Annotated in this window: 10 protein-coding genes; 5 read left to right on the top strand and 5 right to left on the bottom strand. The window is 70.1% G+C overall.

The features are described from left to right. Positions 1-124 precede the first annotated feature (124 nt). Together KF889_23985 and KF889_23980 are read right to left on the bottom strand one after the other, a co-directional pair. Positions 125-1,870, bottom strand: coding sequence for a caspase family protein (locus tag KF889_23985; GenBank protein MBX3502517.1), 1,746 nt, complete (start codon positions 1,868-1,870; stop codon positions 125-127). A 70-nt stretch (positions 1,871-1,940) separates the two neighbouring features. After that, positions 1,941-2,309 (bottom strand): DUF2255 family protein, encoded by a 369-nt coding sequence (locus KF889_23980; protein MBX3502516.1) that lies wholly within the window; start codon positions 2,307-2,309, stop codon positions 1,941-1,943. Positions 2,310-2,388: 79 nt separating this feature from the next. Between KF889_23980 and KF889_23975 the strand changes: the two genes are divergently transcribed. After that, the gene (locus KF889_23975) at positions 2,389-4,359 is read left to right on the top strand and encodes an amylo-alpha-1,6-glucosidase (protein ID MBX3502515.1); all 1,971 of its coding nucleotides are present in this window, start codon (positions 2,389-2,391) and stop codon (positions 4,357-4,359) included. Positions 4,360-4,448: 89 nt separating this feature from the next. Here KF889_23975 and KF889_23970 read toward each other — a convergent pair whose 3' ends face one another. Both KF889_23970 and KF889_23965 read right to left on the bottom strand, forming a co-directional pair. Further along, positions 4,449-5,960: a tripartite tricarboxylate transporter permease gene (locus KF889_23970; GenBank protein ID MBX3502514.1), complete on the bottom strand. Its 1,512-nt coding sequence runs from the start codon at positions 5,958-5,960 to the stop codon at positions 4,449-4,451. Position 5,961: 1 nt separating this feature from the next. Then, positions 5,962-6,411, bottom strand: a complete 450-nt coding sequence (locus tag KF889_23965; GenBank protein MBX3502513.1) for a tripartite tricarboxylate transporter TctB family protein — start codon at positions 6,409-6,411, stop codon at positions 5,962-5,964. A gap of 375 nt (positions 6,412-6,786) precedes the next feature. Between KF889_23965 and KF889_23960 the strand changes: the two genes are divergently transcribed. The 4 genes from KF889_23960 (at position 6,787) to KF889_23945 (ending at position 10,980) form a co-directional block, all read left to right on the top strand. Further along, positions 6,787-7,854 carry a phosphotransferase family protein gene (locus KF889_23960; GenBank protein ID MBX3502512.1) on the top strand — a complete coding sequence of 356 codons (1,068 nt, stop codon included), beginning with the start codon at positions 6,787-6,789 and terminating at the stop codon, positions 7,852-7,854. A gap of 180 nt (positions 7,855-8,034) precedes the next feature. Then, entirely contained in the window at positions 8,035-8,655 is a 621-nt protein-coding gene (locus KF889_23955) for a TetR family transcriptional regulator (protein MBX3502511.1), read from the top strand. A gap of 394 nt (positions 8,656-9,049) precedes the next feature. Beyond that, positions 9,050-9,838: a hypothetical protein gene (locus KF889_23950; protein ID MBX3502510.1), complete on the top strand. Its 789-nt coding sequence runs from the start codon at positions 9,050-9,052 to the stop codon at positions 9,836-9,838. A gap of 254 nt (positions 9,839-10,092) precedes the next feature. Then, positions 10,093-10,980 carry a hypothetical protein gene (locus KF889_23945; protein MBX3502509.1) on the top strand — a complete coding sequence of 296 codons (888 nt, stop codon included), beginning with the start codon at positions 10,093-10,095 and terminating at the stop codon, positions 10,978-10,980. Between the two features lie 207 nt (positions 10,981-11,187). Here KF889_23945 and KF889_23940 read toward each other — a convergent pair whose 3' ends face one another. Beyond that, positions 11,188-12,795 (bottom strand): AMP-binding protein, encoded by a 1,608-nt coding sequence (locus KF889_23940; GenBank protein MBX3502508.1) that lies wholly within the window; start codon positions 12,793-12,795, stop codon positions 11,188-11,190. Positions 12,796-12,972: the final 177 nt, after the last annotated feature.

The raw sequence follows: 12,972 nt of genomic DNA, 5'->3' as shown, positions 1-12,972 counted from the left end.
CCGGTCCGGATTGCCTGTCATCCCGAGCGCAGCGAGGGATCCAGTGAAGGCGCCTGGATCCCTCGCTGCGCTCGGGATGACAGCGGTAGTTCATCAGCGGTGTCGGCGGCAGGAACAGACGCCCCTAGCGGCTTCCGACAAGCGAGCAACGCGTGCCGTGCTCGGGCAACACGACTGTAGCCTGGATAGCGGTAGCCGAGATCGTGCCGGTGACGGTCACCCGATTATGGGTGTGGCTCATGGCGAAACTGCCATTGGCCTGCACCGCGCCACTGATCGCAGTGGTGCTGTATTCAGTGAGTCGCCCGATGACCGTCAGCCGGATGTTGGCGCTCACCGAACTGCCGCTGACCGTGAAGCTCGCGAAGTGCGCCTCCACACATGACGATGAGACTCGCCAGCTGCCGTCGCGCGCGCCCGGCGCGATGGCGGCAGGGGCGGCGGCCTGCTGCGGCCGGGCGGGCGCGGGTGCCGGGGCCGGTGGTGCCGCCCTGGCGCGCTCGGCCTCGGCCTTGCGGCGCTCGTCCTCGATCTTCGCCAGCGCGCCCTGGCCTTCCTGCGTCAGCAGCGCCGCCTGGGTCGCGGTGAGATAGCCGGTCGGCGGCTCGCCCCGGCTGCGCTGCCAGTTGGTGATCATCTGCCGCGTGCGCGGGCCGAAGGCGCCGTCGGCGCCCAGCGTGTCGAAGCCCCGGGCGGTGAGCGCCGCCTGGATGCGCTTGCGGTCGATGTCGGCCAGCCTCAGCGCCGCCTCGACGGCTTCGACCGATTTCTTCGCCTCGTCGGCGGCGGCGGTGCGCCGGGCTTCCTCGGCCGCCGCGACCCGCCTGGCTTCCTGCTCGGCAGCCTGCCGCGCGGCGTCGGCATCGGCCTTGCGGCGAGCCTCACCGGCGGCAGAGCGGCGCCTCTCCTCCAACGCGGCGGCCGTCTTCAGCTCCTCGAGCCGGGCGCGCGCGAAATCGGCATAGACGCCGGTCGGGAAGCGCTTGAGGAAGAGCTCGAACATCGCCGGGTTGTTGCTGGCCGCGATCGTCGTCCACGCCGTCTGCGCATCGGCCGCCGGCGGCGCCGGCGCGGCGGCGACGGGCGGTGAGGGCTGGAGCGGTGGTGACGGCGGCGGTGCGGCCGCGGCGGCATTGAAGACGAAGTCGCCGCGGAACGAGGAGCTGACCCACGGCGTCTGCTTGTTGGCCGTGGCGCGCGCCACGCCGTCGATCGTGCGCTTGAAGACCTCCTCGAGCTTCAGCCCGGGCTCGGCGATCGCCTTCAGGAGCTCGGCCGTGTAGACGCCGTTCTCGCCGTCGCCGTCGGCCGCCGTGTCGCCCGGCGCGGTGGCATAGGCGATCACCGTGCCGCGCGGCGCGTCGGTCTGCGCCAGGCCGCGACTGGTCGAGCGGAAGCTGCGGGCGAAGGGATTGTCGCGGCAGGCGTCGAGGATCACCAGCGAGAGCCGCGCGCGCGCCTCGTCGAGGCCGCTCAGCACATCGTTGATGTCGATCGTCTCGTACTTGACGTCGCGCTCGGTGGCGAGCACGGCATCGACCGGCAGCAGGTGATTGAGCCCGCGCACCTGCATGCCGTGGCCGGCGTAGTAGAACAGGCCGACGCCGCCGGGCGTGACCTTGCCGGCGAACTCGTGCAGCGCCTCGACGAAGCTGCGCCGCGTGGCGTTCTCGCGCAGGATGACCTCGAAGCCGGCATCCCGCAGCACCCTGGCCATGGCGCGGGCATCGTTGACCGGATTGCGCAGCGGCTCGGCGTTCTGGTAGGCGCCGTTGCCGATCACCAGCGCGACGCGCGATTCCTTCTGTGCCCAGGCCGCTTGCGCGCAGATCCCGATCAGCGCGGTCAGCACGACAATGAGACGAGCCATCCCCCAACCGCTCCCCGTGCTCTTGCTTTTGCAGCAAACATATCACATCGGGTGCATGATCGCATCGGCGTCAGCCGCCCGCCGGATCGAGCCGCAGCGTGGTCGACAGGATGTCGGGCTTCACCATCGCCTCGGCATAGGGGCTGGGCCGGTACTTGCGCAGGAAGGCCTCGCTGACGCGCGCGATGGCGCCCTCGTCGCGCACCGGGACCGCCTCGACCTCGAGCGTCCGCCCGCCGGCCTCCAGCGCCGCACGGCCGCCTTCGGCGAGATCGCGGTACCATCGGCCGGCGCCGCCGCGAAAGGAGCGCACGAAGATGGTGCCGTCGCTGACGACCGCCCATATCACCACCGATGTCCCGGGATGGCGCGCGGTGCGGATCGCCAGCTCCCTGACGGTGGCGACGGTGTTCAGCGTATCGGCATCGAACTGCGCCATGTCGCGTCCTCCGTCCGGCTTCTGATCGGGGCCGACCCAGTATAGCGTCGGCCGGACGGCCGAGGGAGAGCGACACGGCATGGCAAAGAGCCCGCACGCGCTCAAGCACAACGACTGCTTCGCCGTCTTCGACGAGGCCGGCGCGCTGCAGGGCCTGTTCCACCACGACACGCGCCATCTCGCGCGGCTCGACCTGACGATCGACGGCGAGCCGCCCGGGACGACCCGCACGCGGCCGAGCGAGGACAACACGCTGCTGCTGACGGCGCTGCGGCATCGGCAGATCGCGCTCAGCCGCATCCGCTTCGTGTGGCAGGACTGCCTGCACGAGCGGCTGCGTCTGCGCAACGCCGGCGCGGCGGCGCATCGTGTCACGCTCGATCTCGCCTTCGCCGCCGACTTCGCCGACCTCTTCGAGGTGCGCGGCCATGATCGTGCGCGGCGCGGCGAGACGCTGCCCGCCAGCATCGCCGCCGACCACGTGGTGCTCGCCTATCGCGGCCTCGACGGGCGCATGCGCACGACGCGTCTTGCCTTCGACCCGCCGCCGCTGCGCCTGGTCGAAAGCGGCGCGCGCTTCGAGCTCGACCTCGCGCCGCACACCCATCGCTCGCTCTTCGTCCGTATCGCCTGCGAGTGCGCGCCTTCCCCCGGAGGGGGAAGGTGGCGCGCGACAGCGCGACGGAAGGGGGATGTCGAAGACGGACTCTTGCGTTCGTCTTCGACATCCCCCTTCCGCCCTTCGGGCACCTTCCCCCTCCGGGGGAAGGAGGAGTTCTTCGATGCCCGCCGCGCGGCGCGCCGCCGGCTGCGCGATGCGCTGGCGCGTGCGACGGCGGTGTCGTGCGCCGATCCCGCGATCGACGCCGTCGTCCAGCGCGGCATCATCGACCTCTACACGCTGGTGAGCGAGCTGCCCGAGGGTCCCTATCCCCATGCCGGCATCCCCTGGTTCAACACGGTGTTCGGCCGCGACGGGCTGATCGCGGCCCTGCAGACGCTGTGGCTCGATCCCGGGATCGCGCGCGGCGTGCTCGGCCACCTCGCGGCGACGCAGGCGGCGACCAGCGATCCCGCCGCCGACGCCGAGCCGGGCAAGATCCTGCACGAGGCGCGCCAGTGCGAGATGGCGGCGCTGGGCGAGGTGCCGTTCGCCCGCTACTACGGCAGCGTCGACGCCACGCCGCTCTTCGTCATGCTCGCCGGCGCCTACCTGCGGCGCACGGGCGACATCGACACGCTGCGCCGCCTGTGGCCCAACGTGCAGCGGGCGCTGGCGTGGATCGAGAGCCGCGGCGACGGCTTCGTGACCTATGAGCGGCAGAGCGAACGCGGCCTGCGGAACCAGGGCTGGAAGGACAGCCCCGACTCGGTCTTCCACGCCGACGGCACATTGGCCGAGGGCGCGATCGCACTCTGCGAGGTGCAGGCCTATGTCTACGCCGCCTGGCGCGCGGCCGCCGCCATCGCGCGCCGGCTGGGCGAGCCGGATGCGGACCGGTACGAGGCTCGCGCCGAGAGCCTGCGCCGCGCCTTCGACACGCATTTCTTCGACGAGCGGCTCGGCACCTACGTGCCGGCGCTCGACGGTGAGCGGCGGCCCTGCCGCGTGCGCGCCTCGAACGCCGGCCACGCGCTCTTCACCGGCATCGCCTGGCCCGAACGCGCCGCCGCGGTCGTGCGCGGCTTGATGGAACAGCGCAGCTTCAGCGGCTGGGGCATCCGCACCGTGGCCGCAGGCGAGGCGCGCTACGATCCGGGCAGCTACCACAACGGCTCGGTGTGGCCGCACGACAACGCGCTGATCGCGGCAGGCTTCGCGCGCTACGGCTTCCGGCGCGAGGCGGCGCTTGTGTCCGAGGCGGTGTTCGCCGCCGCCGCGCATTTCAAGCGCCTGCGTCTGCCCGAGCTCTTCGGCGGCGATGCGCGCCGCGACGGGCAGGGGCCGACGCCCTATCCCGGCGCCTGCAGCCCGCAGGCCTGGGCGGCGAGCGCACCGCTGCTGCTGCTGCACGTCGCCAAAGGCAATCAGGCGGACGAGCGGCCGTGATGCTGTCCCGGGCAGCGCGCCTCTGTCATCCCTCGCTGCGCTGGGGATGACAGTGGTGCGCGCTCCGGCCGTCGTTCAGGCCGCTTCGATCAGTCGCCCTCTTCCTGGAACGCCTCCTGGCGCTTCTTGCGGAAATTGGGCAGCACCATCAGCAGCAGCAGGATGGCGGTGACCGTCAGCAGGCCGGCGCTGATCGGCCGCGTCACGAACACGCTGGGATCGCCGCGCGAGAGCAGCATGGCGCGGCGGAAATACTCCTCCATCTGCGGGCCGAGCACGAGGCCGAGCAGGAACGGCGCGCCCTCGCAGCCGAGCTTGAGGAAGAGGTAGCCGACCACGCCGAAGGCGGCGACCATGAAGACATGGAACGTGCTGTTGGCCAGCGAGTAGGCGCCGATGCAGCAGAACAGCAGGATCGCCGGGTAGAGGAAGCGGTAGGGCACCGTCAGCAGGCGCACCCACATGCCGATCATCGGCAGGTTGATGATCACCAGCATGGTGTTGCCGATCCACATCGAGGCGATCATGCCCCAGAAGAGATCGGGCTTCTTGGTCATCACCTCGGGGCCCGGCTGGATGCCCTGGATGATCATCGCGCCGACCATCAGCGCCATGACGGCGTTCGACGGGATGCCGAGCGTCAGCATCGGGATGAACGAGGTCTGCGCCGCGGCGTTGTTGGCCGATTCCGGCGCCGCCACGCCGGCCACCGCGCCCTTGCCGAATTCCTGCGGCGTCTTCGACAGCCGCTTCTCCAGCGTGTAGGACGAGAAGGCGCCCAGCGTCGGGCCGCCGCCCGGCAGCACGCCGAGCAGCGAGCCCAGGGCGGTGCCGCGGACCACCGCCGGGATCGCCTGGCGCACCTCCTCGCGCGTCGGCCACAGGCTCGAGATCTTGGCGGCCACCAGGTCGCGCCCGCTCATGCGCTTCTCGAGGTTGGCGATGATCTCGGCGATGCCGAACAGGCCCATGGCGATCGGCGCGAAGTCGATGCCGTCGGAAAGCTCCGGCACGTTGAAGGTGTAGCGCTGCGCGCCGGTGTTGACGTCGGTGCCGACCAGGCCGAACAGCAGGCCGAGGAAGACCATGGCGATCGCCTTGACCACCGAGCCGCTGGCCAGCACGACGGCGGCGACCAGGCCCAGCGCCATCAGCGAGCAGTACTCCGCCGGCCCGAACTTCTGGGCCATCTCGGTGAGCGCCGGCGCGAACATCACGATCAGGATCGTGCCCACGGTGCCGGCGAAGAACGAGCCCACCGCCGAGATCGACAGCGCCGCGCCGGCCCTGCCTTTCTGCGCCATCTTGTAGCCGTCGAGCGCGGTGACCACCGAGGAGGCCTCGCCCGGCAGGTTGACCAGGATGGCCGTGGTCGAGCCGCCGTACTGCGCGCCGTAGTAGATGCCGGCGAGCATGATCAGGGCGGAGGTCGGCGGCAGCTTGAAGGTCAGCGGCAGCAGCATGGCGATGGTCGCCACCGGGCCGATGCCGGGCAGCACGCCGATCAGCGTGCCGACCATGCAGCCGATCAGGCAGTACAGCAGATTTTCGAAGGTGAGCGCGACGCCGAAGCCCAGGATGACATGGTTCAGAATCTCCATGTCACCAGACCCCACGGATGATGCTGATGTTCATGTCCAGCCCGAGCTTGAAGATGCCGATGCACAGGATGATCAGCGTGATGCTGGCGAGGACGGTCTCGACCAGCTTGAACTCCTGGCCGCCCAGCGCGGCGAGGAAGATCAGCGCCACCACCGCCGGCGCGAGGCCGGCGCGCTCGAACAGCAGGGCGAAGACGATCACGCCGATGGTGATCATCGTCGTCGGCTTCCAGCGCAGCCGCTCGACCGTCTCGCCGGGCGAGAGTATCGCGCGCACGGCGATGACGATGCCCAGGCCGATCAGGATGTAGCTCAGCATGCGCGGCACGTAGCCCGGCCCCATGCGGATCGGCGTGCCGACGGCGAGACTGCTTCCCATGAAGAGGGCGAGCACGCCGAAGCCGGCGAACATCAGCCCGGCCCAGAGGTCCTTGCTGAACAGGCGATCCACGAACTTTCCTCCCGATAGCCGCCTTGCGCCGCTCGGGCTGGTCGGGCGCGTGGCCGCGTGCGCCCGCCTACGGCTTTTTCGTGGGCGCGACTCTTTGCACAATTCGCCGGGCCTCCCAAGCAAATTGCGCGGTGCCGCGAGAGGCCCGCGCGTCTCCGCGCGATTGTCAGGAAATCGCAAGCATCGCGCGCCGCCATGGGCTTCCGCGTTGCGGATGGCGGCGGCGATGCTCAAAATTGCGGCGCTCGCACGCCGGCGCGGCATCGACGGTCGCGGAAGGGACTCCCGCTGGGCGGAAGCCGGCGCGGCGGGCCGTTGCGCCGGCGGCGTGGCTCGACGCAGACTTGGCCCGACGGGTTCGAGGCGGGGACGGTCATGGCGGCGCGCGGCGCGGAGTTCATCGGCACGATGGCGGTGCAGGACAAGCACCGCTTCGACGTCGGCGCGCTCGAGCGCTTCATGGCCGGCCATGTCGAAGGCTTCCGCGCACCGCTTGCCGTCGAGCAGTTCCGCGGCGGCCAGAGCAATCCGACCTATCGGCTGAGCGACGGGGCGGGCCGGCGCTACGTGCTGCGGCGCAAGCCGCCGGGCAAGCTGCTGCCCTCGGCGCACGCCGTCGACCGCGAGTTCCGCGTCATCGCCGCGCTGAACAAGACCGACGTGCCGACGCCGCGCGCCTACGCGCTGTGCGAGGATGACGGCGTCATCGGCACCGCCTTCTACATCATGGAGTTCTGCGACGGCCGCGTGCTGTGGGATCCCATGCTGCCCGATCAGACGCCGGCGATGCGGCGCGCCATCTACGAGGCCAAGGTCGACGTGCTGGCGCGCCTGCACAAGGTCGACTACCAGGCGGTGGGCCTGGGCGATTTCGGCCGTCCGGGCAGCTACGTCGCGCGCCAGATCAAGCGCTGGGGCGGGCAGTACAAGGCCTCGCAGACCGAGACCATCGAGGCCATGGACAGGCTGCTGGAGTGGCTGCCGGCCAATGCGCCGCAGGCCGACAGCACGACCATCGTCCATGGCGACTACCGGCTGGACAACATGATCTACCACTCGAGCGAGCCCCGTGTGCTGGCGGTGATCGACTGGGAGATCTCGACCCTGGGCGATCCGCTGGCCGAGCTCAGCTATCTCTGCATGATGCACCGCGTGCCGCAGGAGCAGGGCGGCATGCAGGGCGTCGACATCGCCGCCCTGGGCATCCCGGGCGAGGCCGAGATGGTCGACATGTACGGCCAGCGCACCGGGCGCGCCTCGGTGCCCGACTGGGAATTCTACATGGCCTACAACCTCTTCCGCATCGCCTGCATCCGCCAGGGGGTCTATGCCCGCGGGCTCGACGGCACCGCCTCGAACCTCAGGGCGGTCGATTCGGGCAGGCTGGTGCGGCCCAACGCCGAGCTGGCTTGGCACCTGGCCCAGGGCCTGGGCGCGCGCTGAAATGCCCCGAGCCGCCGGAATGCCTAAAATGGACGCAGGGTTACGGCTTCGCTACAGTGCGCCTCCCTCGAGGCGGGACTGACAACCGCGCCCGAAACGACAAGGACAACGCAGGGGAGGTCGCCCGCCGTGGCGCGACGAACCGCAAGAGCCGCAACATCAGCACCAGGCGCCCGCGCCATGCCGCCCTCGGAAGCCATCGAGGCGGCGGCGTTCGACCTGTTCGCCCGCCGCGGCTTCCAGATCACCACGGTGCGCGACGTGATGCGTGCCTGCGGCCTGACCCAGGGCGCGCTCTACAACCATTTCTCGTCCAAGGACGACCTGCTCGCCACCATCATCCGCTCGACCCAGGGCGTGCTGGAGAAGGAGTGCGGCGAGGCGCTGGCCAAGGCCGGCAGCGATCCGGTCGCCCGCCTGCGCGCCTTCACCCACATCTACACGCTGCGCCACGCGCGGCGGCGCATCGAGGCGGTGGTCGCCAATCGCGAGTTCGAGTGGCTCGACAACACCCGCCTGCAGGAGATCCGCGCCAGCCGGCGGCGCATCCGCGACATGCTGGTGCGCGTGCTCGAGGAGGGCGCGCGCGCCGGCGTCTTCCGCAGCCTGCGCCGCGGCGGCAAGGACGACCTGAAGATCGTCGCCATGGCGATCCTCAACCAGTGCACCTACGTCGCCTACTGGTTCCGTCCCGGCGGCGCCTGGAGCGACGAGCAGGTCGCCGAGCTGCACGCCGACATGTCGCTGCGCATCGTCGGCGCACCGATGCGCGAGAGCACCAGCGCGATCGCCGCCGATTGATGTGTCATCCCGGGTGCAGCGAGGGATGACGAGTGCCGCGTGGCAGCGACCATCTGCCAGGCCACTGAACATGCAGGAAGATTCGTTCGATCAGCGGCCGTGAAGGTTCCCGTGAGAATCTTGCACGCGAATACCCATGATCTCGGTCCGTATCTTCTTCACGCGTGAAGCAATCAGGGAATCGAACAGGATTCAAAGACGTTGCAAATCGTTGTTGAGACACTCGCGGCGGCGCGGTTGTGAATCTTCGCGCGTTATTCGCATCTGATTCATGCGGTTTGGCCTCTAACTGGTTCATTTTGACTTAGATCCATTGCCTCAAGCGGATAAAAATCGCTTCATATTCAGCGTCCATATTTTGCCAAAAGTCATTGTTCGTCTTGGGGGTTTCCCGATGCTATTTGCATCGACGCTTCGCACCGGGTTCGTCCGGTCGCTGACCGTGCTGTTCGCCGCCACAACGCTCGCCGCCCTGTTCGGCGCGACGGCCGGTGCGCAGCAGGTTGCCCGCGTGCCCAGCGGACAATGGAAAGCCGTGCTGGTCTCTGGCTCGTCCTCGGTTTCGGCCTATGACGCGGCGGCCTTTGACCTTGGTCAGCGCCTGCGCGCGCGTGGGGTAGCACGCGTGGCGACGGCGCTGACCGGCGGCACGGGCGATTTCCAGGCCAGCCGCGCCGGCATCCGCCAGGCCCTGGAGTGGCTGGGCAGCGACCAGGGCGCCTGCCTGTTCTTCGCCACGGGCCACGGCAACGTCGCCGGCCTCCATCTCGACGCCGATCGCCGCGGCCGGACGCTGACGCCGCGCGAGCTCAACCGCATGCTCGACGAGCATTGCGGCGACCGCCCGACGGTGGCGATCATCTCCGACTGCGACGCCGGCGTGTTCCTCGACTCGCGCATGCGCCAGCCCAACCGCATCCTGATCGCCGCCTCGGCCAAGGGCCGCAATTCCTACGGCGCCAAGATGAGCGATCGCTACGTCAACTTCGACCGCTGCCTGATGGCCGCCATCGACTCGGGCGCCGCGACCTGGCGCGAGGCGTTCGAGCGCACGCTGCCCTGCGTGCAGGAGCGCGAGACCTGGCTGGGCGTGCAGCCATCGCAACCGCAGGCGTTCTTCGGCGCCCATGTCGCCAACCTGGCCGTCCCGGGCGCGACGCAGGCCGTGGCCCAGCTGCGGTGACCTCAGGGATCTGATCGACGGCTGATCGTCGACTGGGCCTCGCTCCCGGGCTTGCGGAGCGGGGCCCTTTCTTTTTCCGGCACAGGAAAGGCCGTCCGACCGGCCGGCAGCCCTGATTTTTCACGTTCGATTCACGAGAATTGGGCCGAGGTCCTTTCATTTTGACTCACCTAAACCGCCGCGGATCGCTAAGATCAGCCTCATATATCGGTTTAGTATTCGCCTAAAAGTCATTGTCATAAAGGGGATTTTCGATGCCATTCGCATCGTTGCAGCGGACGCGACTCGTCCGCCCACTCGTCACGCTGTTCGCTGCCGCTTTCCTGGCCTCGTCGCTCAGCGCCTGTGTCACCTCGTCCAGGGGCGGCGATGCCCTGTCGTGGGGTGCGCCGGCCGCGTCGAGCCGGATCGCCAGCCTTGAGGACCTGGTCGACGGCGGCAGCGGCCCGCAGACCCGGCAGATCGCGCAGGTCGCGCCGCAGGAGTGGAAGGCGGTGCTGGTGTCGGGCTCGTACTCGATCCTCGCCTACAACAACGCCGCGATGGATTTCGGCCAGCGCCTGCGTGACCGCGGCGTCGAGCGCGTCGCCACGGCGCTGACCGGCGGCGTGGGCGGCTTCAATGCCAGCCGCGCCGGCATCCGCCAGGCGATGGCGTCGCTGGGCGGCGGCCAGGGCGCCTGCCTGTTCTTCGCAACCAGCCACGGCAACATCGCGGGCATCCGTCTCGAGGCCGAAGGCGGCAACCGCGTGCTGACCCCGCGCGAGCTCGATCGCCTGCTCGAGGAGCATTGTGGCGACCGGCCGACCGTGGCGATCCTGTCGGATTGCGACGCCGGCATCTTCCTCGACTCGCGCATGCGCCGGCCCAACCGCATCCTGATCGCCGCCGCGGCCAGGGGCCGCGATTCCTATGGCGCCCGGATGAGCGACCGCTACGTGAACTTCGACCGCTGCCTGATGGGCGCGATCGACAGCGGCGCCACGACCTGGCGCGACGCCTTCCAGCGCACGCTGCCCTGCGTGCAGGAGCGCGAGGCCTGGCTGCGCGTGCGCCCGTCCGAGCCGCAGGCGTATTTCGGCGGGCAGGTCGCCAACCTCGCGCTGCCCGGCGCGCCCTCGCTCTCCGCCCGGCTGCAATGACGCCGGCCTGACCAACGGCCGGCCATCGACAGGGCGCCGCTGCACGCAGTGGCGCCCTTGGCTTTTCTCCTTCCCCCGGAGGGGGAAGGTGCCCGAAGGGCGGAAGGGGGATGTCGAAACCGGACACGGGAGTCCGTCTTCGGCATCCCCCATCCGGCGCTGCGCGCCACCTTCCCCCTCCGGGGGAAGGAAAAATCGATCGCGCCGTCAGTCGCCGCGCAGGCGTTCCTCGGCGATCTGCCTGAGCCTGTTGCGCTGGATCTTCGGGCCGTTGGCGCTGGGCGTGGTCGGGAAGGCGTCGATGGTGAAGATCCGCGCCGGCGTCTTGTAGTTCGCCAGCCCGGCGCGGGCATGGGCGATCACCGCCTGCTCGTCGAAGCCGCCCTCGGCCGCCGGCACGACGAAGGCCACGGCGCGCACGCCCTCGCGGCCGGACGCCGCCACCACCTGCACGTCGCCGACCATGGGATGGTCCATGAGGTGCTGCTCGATCTCCAGCGGGTTGACCAGGAAGCCGCCCAGGCGCAGCGCGTCGCCCATGCGGCTGAGATAGGTGAAGCTGCCGTCCTCGTGGGCGATGCCGAGATCGCCGGTCCTGAGGTAGCGATCCTCGGTGAAGGCCGCGTCGGTGGCCGCCGGATCGCCGTGGTAGCCGACCATCATCGAGGGGCCGATCAACTCGAGCTCGCCGGCGGTACCGGCCGGCTGCACCTCGCCGCTCTCGGGGTCGCGCGTGCGCGCGCCGGCCAGCGGCGAGACCGGATGGCCACCGCCGCGGGCGCGCGATTCGATGTCCTGCTCGGCGCGCCAGGCGGCGAACAGCGCCTGCACCTCGCTCATGCCGTAGAGCCCGACCATCTTCAGGCCGCGCTTGTCGGCGCGCCACGGCAGGTCGGCGAGCGCGGTATTGAAGTTGGCGTAGCCCGCCCAGCGCACCGAGGGGAAGGGCACCTCCGCATTGCGCGTGGCCAGCAGGCGCTCGTAGATCTCGTCGAAGCCGAACAGCAGGTCGGGCCGGTGGCGGTCGATCAGGTCGGCGGCTTCCGCCGGCTCGAAGGCGTCCATCAGCACGATGGGTTGCCCTGCCGCCAGCGTGGCGATCGCGGTGTTGAAGCCGTAGACGCCGCACAGCGGCAGCCAGCCCATGCCGGGTGCGGCGATCCTGAAGCCGCGCGCCACGCGCAGGCAATGCGCGGCGATCGCGCCCTGGCGGTGCAGGACGAATTTCGGCGCCCGGGTGGTGCCCGAGGTGGTGAAGATGTTGCAGCCCGAATCGGCGCCGCCATGGATCACGTCCATCGGCGCGCTCTCGACGAGGTCGTCGAAGGCGACGCGGCGCAGGCGCTCCACGGCGGGCGGCACCAGCACCGGCTCCTCGCCGACGATCACCACGCCGCTCAGCCCGGCCAGCGCCTCGGCCGGCACGTCGGCCAGGATGCCGAGGAAGTCGATGCGCCGGAAGCCGGGCGCGCAGGCCAGCACCTTGGCGCCCGAGCGCGCCACGATGTCGGCGACCTCGACGGCGCGGAAGCGCGTGTTGACGGCCACGGCGATGGCGCCCAGCCGGCAGCAGGCGAAGTAGAGCGCCAGCCAGGCCGGCACGTTGGGCAGCCACAGCGCCACGCGATCGCCCGGGCCGACGCCGAGATGAGCCAGGCCCTGCGCGGCGCGGCGCGCGAGGTCCTCCAGCTTCGCCCAGCTCACGCGCTGCTCGCCGGCGACGATCGCCGTGCCGGCGGGCTCGCGCGCGGCGTGGCCGGCGAGCAGGGCGGTCAGGTCGTTGGCGATCAGCAGGCGCGGGCGGGACTCGGTCATCACCTTCCCGCCTACGACAGCCTCAGCGCCGCGTCCAGCCTCGGGGCTGTCGCACATGGCGTTCGGATTTGCCTTCCCCCGGAGGGGGAAGGCAATCGCATATGGGTGGGCCTTCTGCTCCCTCTCCCCGCTTGCGGGGAGAGGGTTGGGGTGGGGGGCTGCCGCAAGTGACGCACC

The organism is Alphaproteobacteria bacterium, assembly GCA_019635875.1.
In the GTDB taxonomy this organism is placed as follows: Bacteria; Pseudomonadota; Alphaproteobacteria; order Reyranellales; family Reyranellaceae; genus JAFAZJ01.
This window is presented reverse-complemented; position numbering and strand designations above follow the sequence as displayed.

Excerpts from the sequence above, each read along its gene's own strand:
- KF889_23985 (MBX3502517.1), bottom strand. The coding sequence starts at position 1,870 with ATGGCTCGTCTCATTGTCGTGCTGACCGCGCTGATCGGGATCTGCGCG.
- KF889_23980 (MBX3502516.1), bottom strand. The coding sequence starts at position 2,309 with ATGGCGCAGTTCGATGCCGATACGCTGAACACCGTCGCCACCGTCAGG.
- KF889_23975 (MBX3502515.1), top strand. The coding sequence starts at position 2,389 with ATGGCAAAGAGCCCGCACGCGCTCAAGCACAACGACTGCTTCGCCGTC.
- KF889_23970 (MBX3502514.1), bottom strand. The coding sequence starts at position 5,960 with ATGGAGATTCTGAACCATGTCATCCTGGGCTTCGGCGTCGCGCTCACC.
- KF889_23960 (MBX3502512.1), top strand. The coding sequence starts at position 6,787 with ATGGCGGCGCGCGGCGCGGAGTTCATCGGCACGATGGCGGTGCAGGAC.
- KF889_23955 (MBX3502511.1), top strand. The coding sequence starts at position 8,035 with ATGCCGCCCTCGGAAGCCATCGAGGCGGCGGCGTTCGACCTGTTCGCC.
- KF889_23950 (MBX3502510.1), top strand. The coding sequence starts at position 9,050 with ATGCTATTTGCATCGACGCTTCGCACCGGGTTCGTCCGGTCGCTGACC.
- KF889_23945 (MBX3502509.1), top strand. The coding sequence starts at position 10,093 with ATGCCATTCGCATCGTTGCAGCGGACGCGACTCGTCCGCCCACTCGTC.
- KF889_23940 (MBX3502508.1), bottom strand. The coding sequence starts at position 12,795 with ATGACCGAGTCCCGCCCGCGCCTGCTGATCGCCAACGACCTGACCGCC.